At 68.3% G+C, this 22,156-nt stretch carries 24 protein-coding genes; 14 read left to right on the top strand and 10 right to left on the bottom strand.

Features of this window, described 5'->3' with window-relative positions:
- Window positions 1–34: 34 nt before the first annotated feature.
- Both SBI67_RS10650 and SBI67_RS10645 read right to left on the bottom strand, forming a co-directional pair.
- Window positions 35–481, bottom strand: coding sequence for a nitroreductase family deazaflavin-dependent oxidoreductase (locus SBI67_RS10650; RefSeq protein WP_318980542.1), 447 nt, complete (start codon window positions 479–481; stop codon window positions 35–37).
- On the bottom strand, window positions 478–1,419 hold the full coding sequence (locus SBI67_RS10645) for a TIGR03564 family F420-dependent LLM class oxidoreductase (protein WP_318980541.1): 942 nt from the start codon (window positions 1,417–1,419) through the stop codon (window positions 478–480). The genes SBI67_RS10650 and SBI67_RS10645 overlap by 4 nt, the downstream gene beginning before the upstream one ends.
- 81 nt (window positions 1,420–1,500) lie before the next feature.
- On the opposite strand from SBI67_RS10645, the gene SBI67_RS10640 reads away from it, so the two are divergent.
- Window positions 1,501–2,388 carry a LysR family transcriptional regulator gene (locus SBI67_RS10640; protein WP_318980540.1) on the top strand — a complete coding sequence of 296 codons (888 nt, stop codon included), beginning with the start codon at window positions 1,501–1,503 and terminating at the stop codon, window positions 2,386–2,388.
- On the opposite strand, the gene aspS is transcribed toward SBI67_RS10640, so the two are convergent.
- On the bottom strand, window positions 2,357–4,150 hold the full coding sequence (aspS, locus tag SBI67_RS10635; protein ID WP_318980539.1) for an aspartate--tRNA ligase: 1,794 nt from the start codon (window positions 4,148–4,150) through the stop codon (window positions 2,357–2,359). The two genes, SBI67_RS10640 and aspS, sit on opposite strands and share 32 nt — an antisense overlap.
- A 61-nt stretch (window positions 4,151–4,211) precedes the next feature.
- Here aspS and SBI67_RS10630 point away from each other — a divergent pair, with 61 nt between their 5' ends.
- Both SBI67_RS10630 and SBI67_RS10625 read left to right on the top strand, forming a co-directional pair.
- A complete protein-coding gene (locus SBI67_RS10630; RefSeq protein WP_318980538.1) occupies window positions 4,212–5,093 on the top strand; it encodes an oxidoreductase in 882 nt (293 codons plus the stop codon).
- Window positions 5,094–5,123: 30 nt separating this feature from the next.
- Window positions 5,124–5,618 (top strand): SRPBCC family protein, encoded by a 495-nt coding sequence (locus SBI67_RS10625; protein WP_318980537.1) that lies wholly within the window; start codon window positions 5,124–5,126, stop codon window positions 5,616–5,618.
- 6 nt (window positions 5,619–5,624) lie between these two features.
- On the opposite strand, the gene SBI67_RS10620 is transcribed toward SBI67_RS10625, so the two are convergent.
- Window positions 5,625–7,100, bottom strand: coding sequence for a carboxylesterase/lipase family protein (locus SBI67_RS10620; protein WP_318980536.1), 1,476 nt, complete (start codon window positions 7,098–7,100; stop codon window positions 5,625–5,627).
- 68 nt (window positions 7,101–7,168) lie between these two features.
- On the opposite strand from SBI67_RS10620, the gene ypfJ reads away from it, so the two are divergent.
- Together ypfJ and SBI67_RS10610 are read left to right on the top strand one after the other, a co-directional pair.
- Window positions 7,169–8,059, top strand: a complete 891-nt coding sequence (ypfJ, locus tag SBI67_RS10615; RefSeq protein WP_318980535.1) for a KPN_02809 family neutral zinc metallopeptidase — start codon at window positions 7,169–7,171, stop codon at window positions 8,057–8,059.
- The gene (locus SBI67_RS10610; RefSeq protein WP_318980534.1) at window positions 8,056–8,583 is read left to right on the top strand and encodes a DinB family protein; all 528 of its coding nucleotides are present in this window, start codon (window positions 8,056–8,058) and stop codon (window positions 8,581–8,583) included. Before ypfJ ends, SBI67_RS10610 begins: the two co-directional genes overlap by 4 nt.
- Window positions 8,584–8,591: 8 nt before the next feature.
- Here SBI67_RS10610 and SBI67_RS10605 read toward each other — a convergent pair whose 3' ends face one another.
- Together SBI67_RS10605 and SBI67_RS10600 are read right to left on the bottom strand one after the other, a co-directional pair.
- A complete protein-coding gene (locus tag SBI67_RS10605) occupies window positions 8,592–9,611 on the bottom strand; it encodes an Rv2578c family radical SAM protein (protein WP_318981305.1) in 1,020 nt (339 codons plus the stop codon).
- Between the two features lie 54 nt (window positions 9,612–9,665).
- The gene (locus tag SBI67_RS10600; protein WP_318981304.1) at window positions 9,666–10,097 is read right to left on the bottom strand and encodes an Rv2576c family protein; all 432 of its coding nucleotides are present in this window, start codon (window positions 10,095–10,097) and stop codon (window positions 9,666–9,668) included.
- A 232-nt stretch (window positions 10,098–10,329) separates the two neighbouring features.
- On the opposite strand from SBI67_RS10600, the gene urtA reads away from it, so the two are divergent.
- The 5 genes from urtA to urtE are packed head-to-tail and all read left to right on the top strand — an operon-like array spanning window position 10,330 to window position 15,104.
- The gene (urtA, locus tag SBI67_RS10595; RefSeq protein ID WP_318980533.1) at window positions 10,330–11,607 is read left to right on the top strand and encodes an urea ABC transporter substrate-binding protein; all 1,278 of its coding nucleotides are present in this window, start codon (window positions 10,330–10,332) and stop codon (window positions 11,605–11,607) included.
- Between the two features lie 17 nt (window positions 11,608–11,624).
- Window positions 11,625–12,509: an urea ABC transporter permease subunit UrtB gene (gene urtB, locus SBI67_RS10590; RefSeq protein ID WP_318980532.1), complete on the top strand. Its 885-nt coding sequence runs from the start codon at window positions 11,625–11,627 to the stop codon at window positions 12,507–12,509.
- A complete protein-coding gene (gene urtC / locus SBI67_RS10585) occupies window positions 12,506–13,612 on the top strand; it encodes an urea ABC transporter permease subunit UrtC (protein WP_318980531.1) in 1,107 nt (368 codons plus the stop codon). Before urtB ends, urtC begins: the two co-directional genes overlap by 4 nt.
- Window positions 13,609–14,412, top strand: a complete 804-nt coding sequence (gene urtD, locus SBI67_RS10580; RefSeq protein WP_318980530.1) for an urea ABC transporter ATP-binding protein UrtD — start codon at window positions 13,609–13,611, stop codon at window positions 14,410–14,412. The genes urtC and urtD overlap by 4 nt, the downstream gene beginning before the upstream one ends.
- Entirely contained in the window at window positions 14,412–15,104 is a 693-nt protein-coding gene (gene urtE / locus SBI67_RS10575) for an urea ABC transporter ATP-binding subunit UrtE (RefSeq protein ID WP_266046297.1), read from the top strand. The genes urtD and urtE overlap by 1 nt, the downstream gene beginning before the upstream one ends.
- A gap of 33 nt (window positions 15,105–15,137) precedes the next feature.
- Here urtE and dtd read toward each other — a convergent pair whose 3' ends face one another.
- From dtd to SBI67_RS10560, 3 genes are all read right to left on the bottom strand, one after another.
- On the bottom strand, window positions 15,138–15,569 hold the full coding sequence (dtd, locus tag SBI67_RS10570) for a D-aminoacyl-tRNA deacylase (protein ID WP_266046296.1): 432 nt from the start codon (window positions 15,567–15,569) through the stop codon (window positions 15,138–15,140).
- Between the two features lie 123 nt (window positions 15,570–15,692).
- Window positions 15,693–16,961 carry a histidine--tRNA ligase gene (gene hisS, locus SBI67_RS10565; RefSeq protein WP_318980529.1) on the bottom strand — a complete coding sequence of 423 codons (1,269 nt, stop codon included), beginning with the start codon at window positions 16,959–16,961 and terminating at the stop codon, window positions 15,693–15,695.
- Window positions 16,962–16,970: 9 nt separating this feature from the next.
- Window positions 16,971–17,636 (bottom strand): MBL fold metallo-hydrolase, encoded by a 666-nt coding sequence (locus tag SBI67_RS10560; protein ID WP_318980528.1) that lies wholly within the window; start codon window positions 17,634–17,636, stop codon window positions 16,971–16,973.
- A 111-nt stretch (window positions 17,637–17,747) separates the two neighbouring features.
- On the opposite strand from SBI67_RS10560, the gene SBI67_RS10555 reads away from it, so the two are divergent.
- The 3 genes from SBI67_RS10555 (at window position 17,748) to SBI67_RS10545 (ending at window position 20,535) form a co-directional block, all read left to right on the top strand.
- Window positions 17,748–18,620 (top strand): peptidylprolyl isomerase, encoded by an 873-nt coding sequence (locus tag SBI67_RS10555; protein ID WP_266046293.1) that lies wholly within the window; start codon window positions 17,748–17,750, stop codon window positions 18,618–18,620.
- 4 nt (window positions 18,621–18,624) lie between these two features.
- Window positions 18,625–19,644: a peptidylprolyl isomerase gene (locus SBI67_RS10550; protein WP_413232457.1), complete on the top strand. Its 1,020-nt coding sequence runs from the start codon at window positions 18,625–18,627 to the stop codon at window positions 19,642–19,644.
- A 90-nt stretch (window positions 19,645–19,734) separates the two neighbouring features.
- Window positions 19,735–20,535, top strand: a complete 801-nt coding sequence (locus tag SBI67_RS10545; protein WP_413232479.1) for an HAD-IIA family hydrolase — start codon at window positions 19,735–19,737, stop codon at window positions 20,533–20,535.
- On the opposite strand, the gene SBI67_RS10540 is transcribed toward SBI67_RS10545, so the two are convergent.
- Window positions 20,532–20,816, bottom strand: a complete 285-nt coding sequence (locus SBI67_RS10540; protein WP_318980527.1) for a DUF4333 domain-containing protein — start codon at window positions 20,814–20,816, stop codon at window positions 20,532–20,534. The genes SBI67_RS10545 and SBI67_RS10540 overlap by 4 nt on opposite strands.
- A gap of 107 nt (window positions 20,817–20,923) precedes the next feature.
- On the opposite strand from SBI67_RS10540, the gene SBI67_RS10535 reads away from it, so the two are divergent.
- On the top strand, window positions 20,924–22,126 hold the full coding sequence (locus SBI67_RS10535; RefSeq protein ID WP_318980526.1) for an MFS transporter: 1,203 nt from the start codon (window positions 20,924–20,926) through the stop codon (window positions 22,124–22,126).
- Window positions 22,127–22,156 lie beyond the last annotated feature (30 nt).

Raw genomic sequence — 22,156 nt, 5'->3', positions numbered from 1 at the left:
TCGCCCCCTGGCTTGTTTTCGCCAGAGTAGGTGATCAAGCGCGCTGCAGCTCGAACAGCGGGATGGCTCGACTGGTCTTGGTCTGATATTCCGCGAAGACCGGGGCCAGTTCGACGATCTTGGGATATGCGGCGGCCCGCTCGTCGGGCGACAGCTCGCGCGCGGTGACGTCGTAGGTGTCGGTGCCGGTCTCGACGCGGGCCCGCGGATGAGCACGCAGGTTGTGCACCCAGGCGGGGTCCTTGGGCGCGCCGGCATACGAGCCGACGATCAGCATCTTGCCGTCCACCTCCAACGACGCCAGCGGCGAGAGCCTGGGCTGACCGGACTTCGCGCCTGTGGTGTGCAGCAACAACAGTGTGCCGCCCGAGAAGGCCGCGACCTTGCCGTGGTTGGCGCGGAATTCGGAGACCACGTTGCGGTTGAATTCGTCGAGGGCCGCGGTGTCGGCGATCAGCTTGTCCTTGTCGATATCGCTCATGTAGGCGACAAGTCGCCGGCGGGCGTGGCTATTCCGGCGGCGACCTCACAGACCCGGCGCAACGGGTCGGGTCCGTCCAGTATCGGCATCAGCAGCAGGTCGGTGGCACCGGCGTCGAGATAGCGGCCCAGCCCCTGCGCGACGTGCTCTGCGCTGCCGATCAGCGCCAGATCCACGACACTGTTCACCCCTTCCCTGGCATTGATGCGCTGATAGGAAGGCACTTGGTCGTACATCGCCATGGTCTCGGCCGCGACGGCGTGGGCAGCGTCGATGTCGTCGGTGACCGCCACGCTGACCAACCCGAAGACGCGCGGGGCGGGCCGGCCCGCGGCGGCGGCCGCGATCCTCGGCACGATGAACTCCTCCAGGGTGCGCGGCCCGGCGTACGGCAGAGTGCCGTCGGCCAGTTCACCCGTGACCTGCAGGGTCAGTGGTCCCATCGCCGCGACCAGAATCGGATACGGCGTCGCGGCGGGCAACGCCACCGGCATGACCTTCGGGTCCACCGCGGTCACATAGGTGCCGTGGAGGTCGACGGTACCCGTGTCGCGGACCGCACGAAGCACCCTCAGATACTCCCGAAGCCGTTGCGCCGCATGGTCGGTGGGTATCCCGAACGTCAGCTGCTCGAGTACCGCGACCCCCAGCCCCAGCCCCAGACTGAAGCGGCCGTGGGTCGCCGACTGTGCCGTCTGGGCGGCAGCCGCCACCGTCAGCGGGTGCCGCGGGTTGATCGGCACGACCGAGGTCCCGACGGCCAGGCCCGGGACGGCGGCCCCGATCAGCCCGGCGACCGCGATGGCATCGAGATCGAGTTGCTGGCCCAGCCAGACCTGCTGCACGCCAGTATCGCGGGCCAGTGTCGCCTGGGCCACCGCATCGTCGACGACGTTGGCGGCGGCTCGGTTCGGTGACAGCAACACTCCGGTGGTCATGGCTCCACGGTGCCGCCCTACCCGGCCGCCCGTCCAAGGCCTGTTCCGCAACACCCCATGCCTTGCGGGCATGATGACACCGTGGACCTCGATCTGCGTGTGGTGCGCTATTTCGTCGCCGTCGCCGAGCACGGGAACTTCGGCCGAGCGGCGAGCGAGGTGCACATCACCCAGCCCTCGTTGAGCAGGCAGATCCGAGGCCTGGAAACACAGTTGGGCGCAACGCTTTTCGAGCGCACACCGCAGGGCAGCCGGCTCACCGCGGCCGGCACCGCGTTTCTCGCGCACGCCCGCATCTTGCTGGCCGAGGCGGCAACCGCGGCGGCGCATACCCGCGCGGCCGCTGCCCCGCGCAGCGTGACGATCGGCTACACCGCCAACCTGGTCATCGCGCCCGCCGTGCGGGAACTGCGCCGCCGCCGACCGGACGCGCAGGTATCGACGCGTCACCTGGACTGGAACGGCGCGCACCCGGCACTGCTGCAGCGCCGCGTCGACGCAGCCGTGACCCGTCTCCCGGTCGCGATGGGCGGGGTCGACATCGTGGTGCTCTACCGCGAACCCAAGGTGCTGTTGCTCTCGCGCAGGCACCGGCTGGCGGGCAGGGACTGGGTGGATCTCGCCGACATCGCCGGTGAGATCATGCCGCGCGTCAGCGATGCCGCGTGGAATGCGCATTGGCGCATCGACCCGCGCCCCGATGGGCGCCCCGCACCGGACGGACCGGTCATCGACGACAAGTCCGAGCTGTTCGACTACCTCGCCGAAGGCGAGGCCGTGCTGATCGCGCCGGCCGACAGCCGGGCCCCCGACCTGCTCCCCGAGCTCACGACGGTCCCACTGCGCGGTGCCGAGCCGGGCGAGGTGGCGTTGGTCCGCCGCGCGGGCGAAACCAACCCGCTGGTCCAGGCTTTCGCCGACTGCGCCGCCGAACTGCTCAGGCCTGGGGTGCCGAGTCCACGGCGGTAGCGGCCTTCGGCTTGGCGTCGATCCCGGATTCCTTGCGCTGGGCGGCCGTGATCGGGGCAGGCGCGTCGGTCAGCGGATCCACCCCACCGCCGGACTTGGGGAACGCGATGACCTCGCGGATCGAATCCACCCCGGCCAGCAACGCGGTGATGCGGTCCCAGCCGAAGGCGATACCGCCGTGCGGCGGGGCACCGAAAGTGAAGGCATCCAACAAAAATCCGAACTTGTCCTGGGCCTCGGCGTGGTCGATGCCCATCATCGCGAACACCCGCTCCTGGACGTCGCGGCGGTGGATACGGATGGACCCGCCGCCGATCTCGTTGCCGTTGCAGACGATGTCGTAGGCGTCGGCCAGCGCGGTGCCGGGATCGGTGTCGAAGGTGTCCACCGACTGGGGCTGCGGCGCGGTGAACGCGTGGTGCACCGCGGTCCAGGCTCCCGAACCGACCGCCACATCCCCCGAAGCGGTCGCGTCGTCGGCCGGTTCGAACAGCGGCCAGTCCACCACCCAGGTGAATGCCCACGCTGCCGGGTCGATCAGGTTCAGCCGCTTGGCGATCTCGATCCGAGTGGCACCCAGCAGCGCCCGCCCGGCCTTGGGGGTGCCCGCGGCGAAGAAGACACAGTCACCCGGCTGCGCACCGACGTGCGCGGCCAACCCGTCCCGCTCGGCGTCGGTCAGGTTCTTGGCAACCGGACCGCTGAGGGTGCCGTCCTCCCCGACCAGCACGTAGGCCAGGCCCTTGTGGCCGCGCTGCTTGGCGAACTCCTGCCAACCGTCCAGCGTGCGGCGTGGCTGCGAGGCCCCGCCCGGCATGACCACGGCACCCACGTAGTCGGCCTGGAACACCCGGAACGGGGTGTCCTTGAAATAGTCGGTGCATTCGACCAACTCGACACCGAAGCGCAGATCGGGCTTGTCGGAGCCGAATCGGCGTATCGCCTCCTGGTAGCTGATGCGTGGCAGCGGCAGGGTCAGGTCGTGGCCGATCAGCGCCCAGATTGCTTTGAGCACCTGTTCGGAGATGGCGATGACATCGTCGGCCTCGACGAAGCTGAGCTCCATGTCCAGCTGGGTGAACTCGGGCTGGCGATCGGCCCGGAAGTCCTCGTCCCGGTAGCACCGGGCGATCTGGTAGTAGCGCTCCATCCCGGCGACCATCAGCAGCTGTTTGAACAACTGCGGGCTCTGCGGCAGCGCATAGAACGAACCCGGCTGCAGCCGGGCGGGAACCAGGAAGTCACGGGCGCCCTCGGGCGTGGACCGGGTCAGCGTCGGGGTCTCGATCTCGACGAAGTCGTGCTGCGCCAACACCCCGCGGGCGGCGGCATTGACCTTGGAGCGCAACCGGATTGCGTTACCGGGACCTTCACGCCGCAAATCCAGGTAGCGGTACTTCAGCCGGGCTTCCTCACCGGCGGTCTCGTCGAGCTGGAAGGGCAGCGGGGCGCTCTCCCCCAGCACCGTCAGCGTGGTGGCGTTGACCTCGATGTCACCGGTGGCGATCTCGGAGTTGGCGTTGCCCTCGGGCCGGGTCTCGACGACGCCGGTGACGGCGACGCAGAATTCGGCGCGCAGCCGATGCGCCTGTTCCAGCACGCCCGCATCCCGGAACACCACCTGCGACACCCCGGACGCGTCCCGCAGGTCGATGAAGATGACGCCGCCGTGGTCGCGCCGGCGCGCCACCCAACCCGCCAGGGTCACCGTCTGACCGGCGTCGGTGGACCGCAACGAACCGGCGGCATGGCTGCGCAGCACAAAAACTCCTCTGAAGTCGGGTGGAACGAGTGGCCAGTTTACGTCGGTAGGTTTGACGCTTGTGAACGTGCCGATCGCAGTCGTCGGGCCCGGTGCCATCGGTTCGGCGATCGCCGCCTTCCTGTACCGGGCCGGTCACCCCGTCAGCGTCTACGGAAGGTCTGCCCGCGCGTCGATCGAGGTGCGTCCGGCCGACGAGCCGCCGATCGTCGTGCCAGGCCCGGTGCACACCGACCCCGCCGTGGCCACCGCGCCGGCCGGCATCGTCTTCCTGGCCGTCAAGGACACCCAGAACACGGCGGCTGCGCGGTGGCTGGACCGCCTGTGCGACGCGGACACCGTGGTGTGCGTATTGCAGAACGGTGTCGAACAGGTCGAGCGGGTGAGCCCGTACTGCCCGTCCGCCACGGTGCTGCCCGCCGCCGTCTGGCTCTCCGCCGAGCCGATGCCGCAGGGCTGGATACAGCTGAAGAATGCGCTGCGGCTGGTGCTGCCGGACGTCCCCGCCGCAGCCGTCGTCGCCGGGCTCTTCCCGAACGGCACCGTCGAACTGGACCCCGATTTCATCACGGCCGCCTGGCGCAAACTGTTGATGAACGCGGTGGCGGGACTTATGGTGCTCACCGGCCGTCGGGCCGGCGTGTTCGGCCGCGCCGATATCACCGAACTGGCACGCCGGTACCTGATCGAGTGCCTGGCGGTGGCCCGTGCCGACGGCGCCGCCCTCGCCGACGGTGTGGTCGACGAGATCGTCGGCAAGCTGGCGCAATCCCCGCCCGACCTCACCACTTCGATACTCACCGACCGTGTGGCCGGCCGACCGCTGGAATGGGATATCCGCAACGGCGTCGTTCTGCGCAAGGCCCGCCGGTTCGGGCTGTCGACCCCGATCGGCGAGGTGTTGGTGCCACTGCTCGCCGCGGCGAGTGACGGGCCCGGATAAGGTCCCGGCTAAGGTCGGAGGGTGCCGAGAATGTATCCGTGCGAACCCGTTGATCTGGACTTCATCTCCGAGGCACCGTTTCGATTCGTCAGCACCGTCGACTTGGCCATCACCCCGGAGCAGGTGTTCGAGGTGCTGGCCGACGCCGACTCGTGGCCACAGTGGGCGTCGGTGATCACCAAGGTCACCTGGACCAGCCCGCAGCCCTACGGTGTGGGAACCACCCGCACCGTGCACATGCGCGGCCACATCGTCGGCGACGAGGAATTCCTGTCCTGGGAACCGCACAGCCACATGGCTTTCCGGTTCAACCAGGCCTCCACCAACAGCATCGCGGCGTTCGCCGAGGATTACTGGGTGGTGCCCACCGACGCGGGCTGCAACCTCACCTGGGTGATGGCGATGAAACCGAACGGCATCGCCGCCCGGCTCGGCATGACGGTGGGCAGGCCGCTGATGGCGTGGATGTTCCAGCGCTTCCTGCACAACCTGCGCCGGTACACCGACCGCCGCTTCGCCGCCTGAGGCGCGTCAGTAGAGACCGTCCCACGCCGCGCGCCGGCGCTCGTCGGGGTCGGCGACGGTGACATCGCGGGCACTGCCGATCAGCCGGGTGGCCCTGCGCTGCGCGTCGTAGAAGGGCCACTCCTGCAGGCCTCCCCTGGCGAACTCCAGCCAGGTGCGCTGCATGCGCCTGCCCACGCCCGGCTGTACCCGTCGGCCCAGCGGATGCAGCTTGCGGCCCAGATAGGAGCCGTAGCTGTGCTGGATGTGCACGATCTCGCTGCCGTGGGTGGCACCGAGGCCCAACGCCCGCAGCGTCCAGGTGGTGTGGTCGAAGCGATACATGTGGGTGGGCGCCCAGGCGCTGTACGCGTCGGCGAACGCCCAGGTCGGTGCGCCGAACATGGCGTCGGAGCCGAAATCGACCAGTGCCCGCCGACGCGGGTAGGACGGATAGGCGGCCAGCACCCGGTCCCTGGCGTTCGGCGCCCGGCGCGCGAAGAAGCCTTCGACACCGGCCGGCGTGGTGGGCAGCATCGGCGGCTTGCCCCAGGCGAACATCGACGCCTCGTGGCTGTTGGTTCCGATGATCAGCGGGATGCGGTGGACCGCGCCGATCCTGGCCGCCTCGATGGGATGGTGCGGCAACAGGTCCACCCCGTGGGTGAGCCCGTACGCCAGCGTCGGGGTGTCGGCGGCGCTGGCCGCCTGGACCATGCCGGCGGCCCTGCGCAACCTGCGCTGCGGCAGCTGTTTGAGGTGACGTGGGTCGGCACCGAGTTCGCCGAGGAAGGCGTGCGCCTGCCGGGCCCTGGTCTGCCGGTCGGCGATCAGCGGCAGCGCGGGACTCTGCGCAATGGCCCGGGTGAACAGCCCGTCGGCGGCGGGGCTGGCCAGCAACGCCAATACCGATGTGGCCCCGGCGGATTCACCGAACACGGTGACCCGCTGCGGGTCGCCACCGAACGCGGCGATGTTGTCACGCACCCACTGCAATGCCGCGATCTGGTCCCGCAGGCACAGATTGTCGTCGAACCCCTCCCCCAGTTCACCGAGCTCGAATCCGCCGAACACGCCGAGTCGGTAGGTGACGTTGACCACGACGACGTTCCCGTTGCGGGCCAGTCGGGACCCGTTGTACAGCTGCAACTGTCCGGCTCCGTAGACGAACGCGCCGCCGGGGATCCACACCATCACCGGTAGCGAGCCGGACACGTCGGGCGACCACACGGTGACCGTGAGGCAGGCTTCGTCGCGCATCTTCGGGTCGTCGCGGCCGCCGCCGACGAAGGATCGTCCCTGCGGGGGCAGCGGCCCATGCTCCAGCGCATCGCGCACGCCGGACCAGGGCCGTAGCGGCTGGGGTCCCCGGAAGCGCAGTTCACCCAATGGCTGTTCGGCGTAGGCGACCCCGCGCCACACCCCGACACCACCTTCGGTGTCGCCGCGTAGCACGCCATGTGAGGTCGTCACGATCGTCGGAAGTTCGGCGACGATGGACACGCCGTAATCGTAGTGTGGAAAGCTGAGCCCGGTCGGGCGCCGACATGCAGATGGAGGTGGTGGGGGCAATGACCTTCAACGAAGGCATGCAGATCGATACCAGCACCACCTCCAGTAGCGGTGGTGGGCGCGGGCCCGGCCGCGGTATCGCCATCGGCGGCGGCCTGGGCGGGCTGCTCATCGTGGTGGTCGCGATGTTCCTCGGGGTCGACCCCAACACCGTGCTCGGGCAGAACGAGGTCGCCCAGAATCAAGAGTCGGTCACCCCGGGATTCGACGTGTCCCAGTGCAAGACGGGCCGCGACGCCAACGACATCCTGGGCTGCCGCATCATCGCCACCGGCAACTCGGTGGACGGCGTGTGGAGCCAGCTGCTGAAGGGCTACACCCGGCCGCAGGTGCGGCTGTTCACCGGTCAGGTCGACACCGGGTGCGGGCCGGCCACCACCGACGTCGGCCCGTTCTACTGCCCGGTGGACCAGACCGCCTATTTCGACACCGACTTCTTCGCCGTGCTGGTCGACCGGTTCGGCTCCAGCGGCGGACCCCTGGCCCAGGAATATGTGGTGGCGCACGAGTTCGGCCACCACGTGCAGAATCTGCTCGGCGTGCTGGGCCGGGCGCAGCAGGGCCCCGGCGGCGCCGAGGGCAACGGGGTGCGCACCGAGTTGCAGGCCGACTGCTACGCCGGGGTGTGGGCGCACTACGCGTCGGTCACCAAGCAGGAGAGCACCGGCGTTCCGTTCCTGGAGCCGTTGAGCGACAAGGATATCGCCGACGCGTTGTCGGCGGCCGCGTCGGTGGGCGATGACCGCATCCAGAAGTCCGCCACCGGCCGGATCAACCCGGAGCAGTGGACGCACGGTTCGTCCGCCGAACGGCAGAAGTGGTTCACCACCGGCTACCAGACCGGCGACCCGAAGAAGTGCGACACGTTCGCCGCGCGCAATCTGGGATGAGCACCGACCCGATCGTGCCGGACACCAAGGACTGGACCTGGGTGCTCACCCGGCCGTGCCCGGACTGTGGTTTCGATCCCGGGGGCATCGGACACCCCGAGGTCGCCGACCGGATCGCCTCCGACGCCACCGAGTGGGTCGACCGGCTCACCCGGACCGGGGTTCGGGACCGGCCGGCACCCGGCGTGTGGTCGATCCTGGAGTACGGCTGCCACATCCGCGACGTGCACCGGGTTTTCGACCATCGGGTGCGGTTGATGCTGACCGAGGACGAACCGCGGTTCCCGAACTGGGATCAGGATGCGACCGCCCTGGCCGACGATTACCCGTCGCAGGATCCTGCGGTGGTGGCCCGGGAGCTGTTCGAGGCGGCCACCGCGGTGGCCGGCACCTACCGGTCGGTGCCCGACGACGCCTGGTCCCGGCGCGGATTTCGCAGCAACGGAAGCGAATTCACCGTCGCGACGATAGCCGTCTATCACCTGCACGATATCGTGCACCACGCCTGGGATGTCGGCCGCTAGCGATCATCTCAGAACAAGGTGGGGTGCGCCGGTGCCGCGACTTCGGAGGAAACGACACCGGCGCCCGCCATGGGCGGCGTTGGACGCCCAGTCAGGCCGTACCGGGCGACCAAAGGCGCCACCCTGGTACGAAGTTCGTCGCGGTAGTCGGCGGGCAGGTAGGCGCCGCGCCGGTACAACCGCCGGTATTCGAAGACCAGTTCGGGGTGCGTGGCCTGCAGCCACTGCATGAACCAGCCGCGGGTGGAGCCGCGTAGGTGTAGGCCGAACACCGTGACCCCGGTGGCGCCGGCCGCGGCGATCCGGCCGAGCAGGTCATCGAGCTGCTCGGTCGAATCGGTCAACCGCGGCAGCACCGGGGCCACCATCACATGACAGTTCAGCCCGGCCTCGCGGATGGCGCTGATCAGCCCGAGCCGGGCCTGTGGAGACGGAGTGCCCGGCTCCACCTCACGATGCAGGTCGGGATCCCCGACCGCCAACGAGATCGACACGCTCACCGGAACCGTCCGTGCGGCTTCGGAAATCAGCGGTAGGTCGCGCCGCAGCAGCGTGCCTTTGGTGAGAATCGAGAACGGCGTACCGGACGCCGTCAGCGCACCCACGATGCCCGGCATCAGCGCATACCGGCCCTCGGCCCGCTGGTAGGGGTCGGTGTTGGTCCCCAGCGCCACCGTCTCCCGGGTCCACGACCGCCTGGCCAGTTCACGTCGCAGGACGTCGACGACGTTGGTCTTCACCACGACCTGCGAGTCGAAATCGGCACCGGGATCGAAATCCAGGTATTCGTGCGTGGGCCTGGCAAAACAGTAGCGGCACGCGTGGGAGCACCCGCGATACCCGTTGACCGTGTAGCGGAAGGGCAGCATCGAGGCGTCGGGCACCTTGTTCAGCGCCGACTTGCACAGCACCTCGTGGAAGGTGATGCCCTCGAACTGCGGGGTGCGCACGCTGCGGACGAACTTCAGGCGTTGCAGGCCGGGCAGGGCGCCGTCATCGACGCGTACGCTTTGCCCGTCCCACCGCATGGATGTATCGAACACCCGTTCGATACATCCTGTCAAGCGACTACCGCTGGGCAGCTACCACTGGGAGCCCTGGCACACCACGCTGTAGGGCGCGTCCTGCGCGACGATGACCTGGTTGTCCACGGCAACCTCGCAGTGCGGGTTCGGCGCACCGACACCACCCTTGGTGGTGCTGCTGACCTGCAGGATCGCCCACTGCGGATCCGCCAGCGTGGTCTCGAAGACGAACGGCCGGTCCGGCGCGACATTGATGGTCTCGCGCTTCACATACGAGTACGCGTCGGCGTTGTATGCCGCCTTGTCGGCCGGCTGGGCCGTCAGATACAGCACCTGGAAGTCGTAAGGGGCCGTCGACGTCAGCGTGTAGCGAACTTGGTGACCCGCAGCCGGATCGGCCTGGGCCACGCCGGTTCCGACTCCGAGCGCCGCTCCAGAAACCAGCACCGCTGACACCGTCGCCCCGACCTTGCTCATACCTTTTCGCATGTCCGTCACATCGCCGGACGCTACCCGATCGTTACACCGGCCTCGATCCACACCTTCGCAGCACGGCGAACAACGGACCAATACCGATCGACCAACAGGTTAATTTGTTCGTCACATCCAGACATTCCACAGAAACTTCCCAGCTCTAACGTGCCGATTCGACACACGACCCCGTGTGACCGATTTCTCCCCGATTCCCTCGCATGACGCGAAATCGACGGAAAGGCAATAGATGCGACTTCGACGCCCCGCCCTCAGCAGAGGCGCCAACAGGCCGGTCCTCGCGGCCGCAAGCGTGGTCACCGCGGCAGCCCTCGTGCTGTCCGGATGTGGCAGCAAGGCCGGCGAAAGCGACAGCACCACCGCCGCGGCGACCTGCGTGGACACCTCGGGGTCCACCGTCAAGGTCGGCTCGCTGAACTCGCTGTCGGGCACCATGGCGATCTCCGAGGTGACGGTGCGCGACGCCATCAAGCTGGCCGTCGACGAGATCAACGCCAAGGGCGGGGTGCTGGGCAAGCAGATCCAGGTCGTCGGCGAGGACGGCGCATCGGATCCGGCGGTCTTCGCTCAGAAGGCCGAGAAGCTGATCAAGGACGACTGCGTCGCTGCGGTGTTCGGCGGGTGGACATCGTCCAGCCGCAAGGCCATGCTCCCGGTTTTCGAGAGCAATGACTCGCTGCTGTACTACCCCGTGCAATACGAGGGCCTGGAATCGAGCAAGAACATCTTCTACACCGGCGCCACCACCAACCAGCAGATCGTCCCGGCCCTGGACTATCTGAAGGAGAAAGGCGTCAAATCGCTCTATCTGGTGGGCAGTGACTACGTCTTCCCCCAGACCGCCAACCGCATCATCAAGGCTTACGCCGGCGCCAACGGGATCGAGATCAAGGGCGAGGACTACACCCCGCTGGGCTCCACCGATTTCTCCACCATCGTGAACAAGGTGCGCGCCTCGGGCGCCGGGGCGGTGTTCAACACCCTCAACGGCGACTCCAACGTGGCGTTCTTCAAGGAGTACACCAACGCCGGGTTGACCCCGCAGAAGATGCCGGTGGTGTCGGTGTCCATCGCCGAGGAAGAGGTCACCGGGATCGGCGCCCAGAACATCGCAGGCCAGCTCACCGCCTGGAATTACTACCAGACGGTGGACAACCCGGTGAACAAGGCGTTCGTGGCCGCCTACAAGAAGGCCTATGGCGCGAACAAGCCGACCTCCGACCCGATGGAAGCGGCCTACGTCTCGGTGTACCTCTGGAAGAACACCGTGGAGAAGGCGAAAGCGTTCGACACCAAGGCCATTCAGGACAATGCCGGTGGCGTCACCTTCGACGCTCCTGAGGGCCTGGTCACCATCGACGGCGAGAACCACCACATCACCAAAACCGCCCGCATCGGTGAGATCCATCCCGACGGGCTGATCTACACCATCTGGGAGTCCAAGGGTCCCATCACCCCGGATCCGTACCTGAAGTCCTACCCGTGGGCCGCCGGCCTGTCGGGCTGACGACGGGGAACTGACACGTGGATGTCCTGATCGGACAGCTGGCAACGGGATTGAGCCTCGGCTCGATCCTGTTGCTGGCCGCATTGGGCCTGTCGCTGACCTTCGGCCAGATGGGCGTCATCAACATGGCGCACGGCGAATTCATCATGGCCGGCTGCTACACCGCCTACCTGGTGCAGCAGCTGATCGCCAATACCGGCGCCTCCCTGCTCATCTCACTGGTGGTCGGGTTCGGTGTCGGCGGCCTGCTGGGTGTGCTGCTGGAGATGACCCTGATCCAGCGGATGTACCACCGTCCGCTGGACACCCTGTTGGTCACCTTCGGCGTCGGCCTGATCCTGCAGCAGGTGGCCCGCGATATCTTCGGCGCGCCGGCGGTCAACGTCACCGCGCCGGCCTGGTTGTCGGGCGGCATCGAGGTCCTCGGCGCCGTCGTCCCGAAAACCCGCATCTTCATCCTGGTCCTCGCCGTGCTGTGCGTGACGGTGCTGGCCGTCGTACTCAAGGCCAGCCCCATGGGCCGCCGGATCAGGGCCGTCGTGCAGAACCGGGACCTCGCCGAGACCAGCGGGATCTCTTCGCGCCGAACGGATATCACCACGTTCTTCATCGGTTCCGGGCTGGCCGGGGTGGCCGGGGTGGCGCTGACGCTGATCGGGTCGACAAGTCCCACCACCGGTCAGAGCTATCTGATCGACGCGTTCCTGGTGGTCGTCGTCGGCGGACTCGGCCAGATCAAGGGCACCGTGATCGCCGCGTTCGGCCTCGGCTTGCTCAACTCCTTCATCGAGTACAGCACCACGGCGTCGCTGGCGAAGGTGATCGTGTTCGTGATCATCGTGGTCTTCCTGCAGGCGCGGCCACAGGGCCTGTTCACCGTGCGGACAAGGAGTTTGGTGTGAAGAGGGCGCTCATCGGCCGCTGGCAGACCTGGGCGGGTTTCGCAGTGGCCGCGGTCCTGCTGTTCGGCGTCGCCCCGGCGGTGCTGTCCAGCTTCCGCCTCGGCCTGCTCGGCCAGTACCTGTGCTACGCCATCGTCGCGGCGGGTATCGGATTGGCTTGGGGCCGTGGCGGAATGCTGACGCTCGGTCAGGGTGTGTTCTTCGGGCTGGGCGCCTACATGATGGGCATGCACCTCAAGATCGCCGACGCCGAGATCCGCAAGCAGGCGGTGCCGGATTTCATGCAGATCGCCGGTATCCCGAAACTGCCCGCCTATTGGGAGCCGTTCGCCTCCCCCGCGTTCACCATGCTGGCGATCGTCGTCGTGCCGACGGCGATCGCGGCGCTCCTGGGCCTCGGGGTGTTCAAACGCCGGGTCAAGGGCGCCTACTTCGCCATCCTGTCCCAGGCGCTGGCGGCTGCGCTGGCGATCCTGCTCGTCGGACAGGCGACGCTGGGTGGTAGCAACGGGCTCAACGGATTCCGCACCTTCTTCGGATTCCGGTTGTCCGACCCGGTCAACCGGCAGATGCTGTACTTCATCGCGGCGGGTGTCCTGCTGGTGGTGGTGGCGGTGGTGCGCCAGTTGATGCAGAGCCGCTACGGCGAACTGCTGGTGGCCGTGCGCGACAGTGAGGAACGGGTCCGGTTCCTCGGTTACGACCCGGCCAACATCAAGGTGGTGGCCTACACCACGGCCGCGCTGTTCGCCGGCATCGCCGGTGCGCTGTTCGCACCGATCATCGGGTTCATCACCCCGGCTCAGGTCGGCATCGTGCCGTCCATCGCCTTCCTGATCGGCGTCGCGATCGGCGGCCGCACCACCCTGCTGGGCCCGGTACTCGGCGCGATCGGCGTCGCATGGGCGCAAACCGCCTTCTCCGAACAGTTCCCGTCGGCCTGGACCTACGCCCAGGGTCTGCTGTTCATCGTCGTCGTCGGGTTCTTCCCGGCCGGCCTGGCCGGGCTCGGGGTGTTCCTCAAACGGCGACGCGCCACACCCGATCCGCAGGCCGCACCGGACTCGGACCCAGAACCCGAGAAGGTGGGCAGCGCCACATGACCGAGACCGAAGCCGCGCAGCCGGTGGCCGGCGGCAACGTCGGCATGGGCACGCAGTATCTCGAAGTGCGGGACCTGACCGTCGATTTCGACGGCTTCAAGGCCGTCAGCGATGTCGACCTGACCTTGTTCCAGGGCGATCTGCGGTTCTTGATCGGCCCCAACGGGGCCGGTAAGACGACGGTGATCGACGCCATCACCGGTCTGGTCGCGGCCACCGGGTCGGTCAGCAAGTCGGGCAAGGAACTGCTGGGCCGCAAGGTGCACCAGATCGCTCGCGAGGGGGTGGGCCGGACCTTTCAGACCGCCACCGTCTTCGAGCAGCTGACGGTGCTGCAGAACCTGGACATCGCGGCCGGGGCCGGTCGGTCGCCGTGGACGTTGTTGCGGCGGCGGCCCGGTGTGCTGCCCTCGATCGAGGAGGCCCTTGAGACGACGGGCCTGTCCGCGCTGGCCGACAAACCGGCCGGAGTGCTCGCACATGGGCAGAAGCAGTGGTTGGAGATCGGCATGCTGCTGGTGCAGAACGCCGACGTGCTGCTGCTCGACGAGCCGGTGGCCGGGATGAGCCACGAGGAGCGGGAGGAGACCGGAAACCTGTTGCGGCGCATCGGCAGTGAACGCACCGTGGTCGTCGTCGAGCACGACATGGACTTCATGCGGGCCTTCGCGACCTCGGTCACGGTCCTGGCCCGCGGGCAGGTGATCGCCGAGGGCTCGGTCGCCGAGGTGCAGGCCAACCCGAAGGTCCAGGAGGTCTACCTCGGTACCGCGGCCGCCGGAAACACCGAGGAGGTCTGATGCTGCAACTGGTCGACGTGCGCAGCGGTTACGGCCGCTCCGAGGTCATCCACGGGGTCAGCCTCGAGGTGCCATCCGATGGTGTGGCCGCGGTCCTGGGGCACAACGGTGCCGGCAAGACCACCCTGCTGCGGGCCGCGGTGGGTCTGCTGAAATGCACGGCCGGAAAGGTCCTTTTCGACGGCGCCGATATCACGAAACTACGGCCCAGCGCTCGGGTGGCCCGTGGCCTCGCCTACGTGCCGCAGGGCCAGCAGTCGTTCGGGCAGCTGACCACGGCTGAGAACCTGCAGGTCGTCGCCGACGGGCGCAAGAACGCCAAAGCCCTCATCGACGAGCAGCTTGATCTGTTTCCCGCCCTCAAGGAGCTGCTGACGCGACGGGCCGGGTTGCTCTCCGGCGGCCAGCGCCAGCAGCTCGCCATCGCCCGAGCGCTGATCACCGGACCGAAATGCCTGATCCTCGACGAACCCACCGAAGGTATCCAGCCGTCGGTGGTCGCCGAGATCGAGGCGGCCATCACCGCCCTGACCAACCGGGGGGATCTCGGCGTGCTGCTGGTGGAGCAGCACATCGGATTCGCCCTGGAGTCTGCGCAGCAGTACTACATCTTGGAATCCGGGCGGGTCACGTCGTCGGGAACCGGCGGGTCGGCATCGGAGGCCCAGGTCCGCGAAGCGCTGGCCATCTGACGGCACCGCCGTCGTCGCGATCTAGCCCGGCGGTCACAGTTCCAGCAGCACCGTCACGGGTCCGTCGTTGACCAGTTCCACCGACATGTCGGCGCCGAACACGCCGGTGCCGACCGTCGCGCCGAGACCCCGCAACGCCTCGGCGAAGGCATCGACCAGTGGTTCGGCAACCGGCCGGGGCGCCGCGGCGTTCCACGACGGCCTGCGACCCTTCACCGTGTTGGCGTACAACGTGAACTGACTGACCACCAGGATCGGCGCGTCGACATCGGCGGCGGCCTTCTCGTCGTCGAGAATCCGCAGCCGCCAGAGCTTTTCGGCCATCTTTGTGGCGAGGGCGGCATCGTCGGTGTGGGTGATGCCGACCAGCGCCAGCAGGCCCTGCCCGTCCGGGTCGATCCGCCCGACCGTCTGCCCTGCGACCACCACCCGGGCCGACGTCACCCGTTGCACCAGAACTCGCATACGCCGACCCTAGAGTGTCGAGACGACCGAACCAGCACAGCGGACTGGTGATCGCCGAGCGGCCCCCTTTGCACGCCAAATGCGGCGTGTCGCTGTGCAAACACGGACGCTCGCCGGGAGGAGTCAGCCCAGCCGGGATAGCACCTCGGACACCACATCCGCGGCAGGGACATCGGTCTGCGCGCCGTTGGACAGGTCCTTGACGCCGACCGTCCCCGCCTCGATATCGCGGTCACCGGCCACCAGCGCCAGGCGCGCCCCGGAGCGGTCGGCACCCTTCATCGCGCCCTTGAGGCTGCGGTCCCCGTAGGCCAGGTCGACCCGCACACCCGCGGCCCGCAACCCCGCGGCGATCTTGGCCAGTTCGAGCTTGGCCGTCTCCCCCAGCGGCACCCCGTACACATCGACGCGACCGGCCGCACCGACCGTCTTGCCCTCGGCTTTGAGCGCCAGCAGGGTGCGGTCCACCCCGAGACCGAAGCCGATCCCGGACAGGTCCTGGCCACCGAGCTGACGCATCAGCCCGTCGTAGCGCCCACCACCACCGATCCCGGACTGCGCACCCAGCCCGTCGTGCACGAACTCGAATGTCGTCTTGGTGTAGTAGTCCAGTCCGCGCACCATCCGCGGATTGACCACGTACGGCACACCGAGCGCGTCCAGGTGTGCCAGCACCGTCTCGAAGTGCGCCTTGGCCACATCGGAGAGGTGGTCGAGCATCAACGGCGCATCGGCGGTCATCTCCCGCACCGCGGGCCGCTTGTCGTCGAGCACGCGCAGCGGGTTGATCTGTGCGCGGCGGCGGGTCTCCTCGTCCAGGTCGAGCTTGAACAGGAACTCCTGCAACAACTCCCGGTACTGCGGCCGGCAGGTGTCGTCACCCAGTGAGGTGATCTCCAACCGGAAACCGTCGAGCCCCAGCGAGCGGAACCCGGCATCGGCGACGGCGATCACCTCGGCGTCCAGCGCCGGGTCGTCGACGCCGATGGCCTCGACCCCGACCTGCTGCAGCTGGCGGTACCGGCCGGCCTGCGGACGCTCGTACCGGAAGAACGGACCGGCGTAGCACAGCTTGACCGGCAACTGGCCGCGGTCCAGGCCGTGTTCGATGACCGCACGCATGACGCCGGCGGTGCCCTCGGGCCGCAGTGTCACCGACCGTTCCCCGCGATCGGCGAACGTGTACATCTCCTTGCTCACCACGTCGGTGGACTCCCCGACGCCGCGGGCGAACAACGAGGTGTCCTCGAAGATCGGCAGCTCGATATCGCCGTACCCGGCCCGCCGGGCGGCGCCGAGCAGGCCGTCGCGCACCGCGACGAACTGCGCCGAGTCCGGCGGGAGGTAGTCGGGCACGCCCTTGGGCGCCCGGAAGCTGCTGAATTCAGACACGGCGTTCACTCACAGGGTCAGACCTTCGAGAAAGGGGTTGGTGCGGCGCTCGATGCCGATGGTGGACTTCGGGCCGTGCCCAGGTAGTACCACGGTGTCGTCGTCGAGCACCAATAATTTGTTGACGATGGACGTCAGCAGCGTCCGGCCGCTGCCGCCCAGCAGGTCGCTGCGACCGATCGCACCCTTGAACAGGGTGTCCCCGGTGAAAGCGCTCTGGCCCACCCGGAACACCACCGACCCGGGGGTGTGCCCGGGCGTGTGGTCCACGGTGACGGGGATACCGCCGAGGTCGAGCAGTTGACCGTCGTCGGTGAGCTCGACCACCTGCTTCGGCTCGGTGAAGAACGCGCCCACCAGCCGCTTGCCGATCCCCATCATGAGCCCGGAGCCGAGATCCATGATCGGATCGGTCAGCATCGCGCGGTCCTCGGGATGGATGAACACCGGGCAGCCGTAGGTGTCGGCCACCTTCTGCGCCGACCACATGTGATCGATGTGGCCGTGGGTGAGCAGCACCGCCGCCGGGGTGAGCCGATGCCGATCGAGGATCCGCTGCAACGGACCCGGGGCCCGCTGTCCGGGGTCGACGATGATCGCGTCGGCACCGTCGTGCGGCGCGATGACATAGCAATTGCATGCCAGCACGCCGGCCGGGAATCCGGTGATCAACACCGCACCATTTTCCCATGCGGCGTTTGTCGACCGCGGGTCGCGCCACGCGCATTCAGTAACGCCTGGCACACTCGGTGCCGAGTATGACCCTGACGTAGGAGGACAGCGGCGGTGCCGACGAACAAACAACGACGGGAAACTGCCCAGCGCAAGCTCGAGCGGCAGCTGGAGCGCCGCGCCGCGCAAGCCCGCCGGCGGCGGCTCTTCACCATCATCGCCTCGGTGGTCGGCGTGATCGTGGTGGCCGGTGCCGCCGTCTTCACCGTCATCTACACCAACAAGGATTCCGGCAGCGCCACGGCGTCGGCGTCACCCAGCTCCTCCAGCGCGGCTCCGCAGCCGGCCGCCGACGGCAAGCTGCCCGCCTTCGCCGCACCCGCCGACCTCGGCGCCAACTGCCAGTACCCAGCGACCACCGAAGCCGCCAGCAAGAAGGTCAACCCGCCGCGGACCGGCAAGGTGCCGACGGATCCGCCGCAGATCAGCGTCAGCATGGCGACCAACCAGGGCAATATCGGCCTGCAGCTGGACAACGCCAAGGCCCCCTGCACGGTCAACAGCTTCGCCAGCCTGGCCCAGCAGGGGTACTTCAACGACACGCAGTGCCACCGGTTGACCACCGGCGGCCTCGCGGTGCTGCAGTGCGGTGACCCGACGGGCACCGGCACCGGCGGCCCGGGCTACCAGTTCGCCAATGAATACCCGACCAACCAGTACCAGCCCGACAACCCGGCGCTGCAGCAGCCGGTGCTCTACCCCCGCGGCACGTTGGCCATGGCCAACGCCGGGCCCGGCACCAACGGCAGCCAGTTCTTCCTCGTGTACCAGGATTCGCAGCTGCCGCCGAATTACACCGTGTTCGGCACCATCGACAAGACGGGCCTGGAGACGCTGGACAAGATCGCCAAGGCGGGCGTTGCGGGCGGCGGCCAGGATGGCAAGCCCGCCCAAGAGGTCACGGTGAAGTCGATCCAGCTGGACTGAGTCGGTGACGGTTCCCCCGCCGTACGGGTCTCCGTACGGGGCTCAGTACGGGCCGACCCCAGTGGGCTATCCGCCGCCGGGGTATCCACCGCCCGTACCTCCCCGCCCCACGAACGCGCTGGCAGTGGCCTCGCTGATCTGCGCATTCCTGATCGCCCCGCTGGGCATCGTGTTCGGCCACATCTCGCTGTCGCAGATCAAGCGCAGCGGCGAGGAGGGCCGCGGCATCGCGATCGCCGGCCTGGTCGTCGGCTACGTGGCGACGGTGCTGGGAATCCTGGCGCTGGTCGTCGGCATCGTGCTCGCCCGGCTGGTGCTGGAGGACTTCCGCAACGGGCTGGACCGCTACGACTGGGATCCCGTCAACCCCGCCACACCGGCGGTCGGCACTCCCCTGCCGTCGTTCAAGCCGCCGGTCAACCTGGGCGCCAACTGCCAGTACCTGCCGACCACCGAGAAGGCCGCCCGGCCGGTGGCCCCGCCCCGGATGGGCAAGGTGCCGACGGACCCCGCGACGGTGGCCGGCGTCATCGCCACCGACCGCGGCGCCATCCCGATCGAACTGGACAACGCCAAGGCACCGTGCACGGTCAACAACTTCGCCAGCCTGGCCGCGCAGGGATTCTTCAACGGGACGCCCTGCCACCGGCTGACCACCGGCAGCGAGCTCGGCGTGCTGCAATGCGGTGACCCGACGGGCACGGGCAAGGGCGGGCCCGGCTACCAGTTCCCCAACGAATACCCGACCAACCAGTACCGGCTGACCGATCCGGCCGTGAAGACGCCGGTGATCTATCCGCGGGGCACGCTGGCGATGGCCAACGCTGGACCCGGGACCAACGGCAGCCAGTTCTTCCTGGTGTACCGGGACTCGCAGCTGCCGCCCACGTACACCGCGTTCGGCACCATCGACGAGACGGGCCTGACGGTGCTCGATCAGATCGCCGCTGCCGGCGTCACCGGTGGCGGCGACGACGGTAAGCCGGCCACCCCGGTGAACATCGCGACAGTGCGGGTGCAGTAACGCGACGGCGACTAGGCTGGTGTCCATACCGTCCCGCCATCCGGCGTGGCGACTGAAACATCAACCGGGAGAACACTTCTCATGCCCAACATGGCCGCCGCCGACTCGTCGACACGGCTGCGTCTGCCCGCGCAGTGCTGGCTGACCGACATGGACGGCGTCCTGGTGCGCGAGGAGCACGCCCTGCCCGGTGCCGCCGAATTCCTGGCCCGGCTCACCGAGAAGGACCGGCCGTTCCTGGTGTTGACCAACAACTCCATCTTCACCCCCCGCGACCTGGCCGCCCGGCTCATTCGGTCCGGGTTGAGCGTGCCCGAGGAAGCCATCTGGACCTCAGCCCTGGCCACGGCGGCGTTTCTGGACGACCAGCTCTCCGGCGGCTCGGCGTATGTCATCGGCGAGGCCGGCCTCACCACCGCGCTGCACGAGATCGGGTACACCCTGACCGATACCGAACCCGATTTCGTGGTGCTCGGTGAGACCAGGACCTACTCGTTCGAGGCGATCACCAAGGCGGTCCGCCTCATCGGGGACGGCGCCCGGTTCATCGCCACCAACCCCGACGTGACCGGCCCGTCCGCGCAGGGGCCGCTGCCGGCCACCGGTTCAGTCGCGGCCATGATCACCAAGGCCACCGGACGTGAACCGTACTTCGTCGGCAAGCCGAACCCGATGATGTTCCGCAGCGCGCTCAACCGCATCGCGGCGCACTCGGAGACGACGGTCATGGTCGGCGACCGGATGGACACCGACGTGGTGGCCGGTATCGAAGCCGGCCTGGACACCATCCTGGTGCTGACCGGTTCCACCACCGAGGCCGATATCACCAGCTATCCGTTCCGGCCGGGCCGGGTGCTGCCGTCGATCGCCGAGGCGATCGACCTGATCTAGGTGCGCTTGGACTGGATGTAGAACTCGACGGCCGCGCCGTCGACCTTGGTGACCTTCATATGCGCCGTGTAGTCGCCGTCGGGCCCGGTGAAATGGCAGTCGAACTCCGTGCCGACCTCGGCTTTGACTCCCGACGGGCAGGTGACGTCGGTCGGCTTGAACCCGGTCTTGGACACCACCTTGACCACCTGCTCGGCAGCGCCTTCGGGCTTGATGGTGGCACCGCAACCAGCCAGCAAGACGGCGAGGGCGACCATGACGACCGCGGGTGCTGCGCGCATCGTCGAAGAATACCTGTGAGGTGCCTCACGGCACGCGCTGAGATGACTTCCGGGCACCTTGTTGTTGCCAGTACAACGTGTGTCGGCACCACCCGTGAGGAGACAACGTGACGGCTGACGTGGCCGCCCCCGTCGAGGTGCAGCGGGGTGCCTACACCCTGCTGCTGGTTCTCAGTGGCGTCGCACTCGGGGTGTCCGGAGTTCCGGCGCCCCTGTACGGGATGTACGAGGAGGTCTGGCACCTCACCCCGCTGTCCACCACGATCATCTTCGCCGTCTACGCGCTCGCGGCCCTCGGCGCGGTGCTGGTGTCAGGCCGCATCTCGGACGCGGTCGGCCGCAAACCGGTGCTGCTCGGCGCGTTGGTCGCGATGATCGTCGGGCTCGGGGTGTTCCTGATCGCCGACAACATGGCCATGCTGCTGCTCGCCCGCGTGATCCACGGCGCGGCCGTGGGGTCCATCGTGGTCGCCGGTGCCGCGGCACTGCTGGATCTGCGGCCGCACCACCGGGTGCGCTCCGGCCAGCTGTCCGGCGTGGCGTTCAACATCGGCATGACGGTCGCCATCCTCGGCTCGGCCATCTTGGCCCAGTACGCCCCGCACCCCATGCGCACGCCGTACGCGGTGGTCGCCGCCGTCGTCGCGGTGGTCGGCATCGGCGTCGTCGCGCTGCGCGAACCGCACCTGGCCCGCACCCGCGGACCCATCCGGATCGCCCGGCCCGCCGTACCAGCGCACATCCGCGGCGACTTCTGGTTCGCCGCCCTGGGAGCGGCCGCCTCCTGGTCGGTACTGGGCGTGCTGCTCTCGCTCTACCCGTCGCTGGCCGCCCAGCAGACCCATGTGCACAACCTGGTGTTCGGCGGCATCGTGGTCGGCACCACGGCGTTCGCCGCGGCACTGGCCCAGCTCTGGTCCACCCGGGTGCCCGCGCACCGGGCCGCCATCTACGGCGATATCGGGATGGCGGTGGCCTTGCTGATCACCATCCCGGTGCTGGGCACCCACAATCAATGGCTGGTGTTCGCCGCCGCCGCGCTGCTGGGCGCCACCTTCGGACTCGGGTTCGGCGGCTCCCTGCGCCACCTGTCCGACGTGGTGCCCGCCGACCGCCGCGGCGAGACGATGTCGGCCTTCTATCTGCTGGCCTACACCGCCATGGCGGTGCCGACCATCGTGGCAGGGTGGGCCGCCACCCAGTGGGAGCTGCACGCGGTCTTCCCGTGGTTCGCCGCCGCGGTCGCGCTGGCCTGCCTGGGCGCGGCGGGGGTCGGTGCACGCAGCACCCGTCAGGCCGCTCAGGTTTGACTGCGGCTCACGCCGCTGAAGCTTGACTGC

The organism is Mycolicibacterium chengduense, from assembly GCF_033741155.1.
Classification (GTDB): Bacteria; Actinomycetota; Actinomycetes; order Mycobacteriales; family Mycobacteriaceae; genus Mycobacterium.
This window is presented reverse-complemented; position numbering and strand designations above follow the sequence as displayed.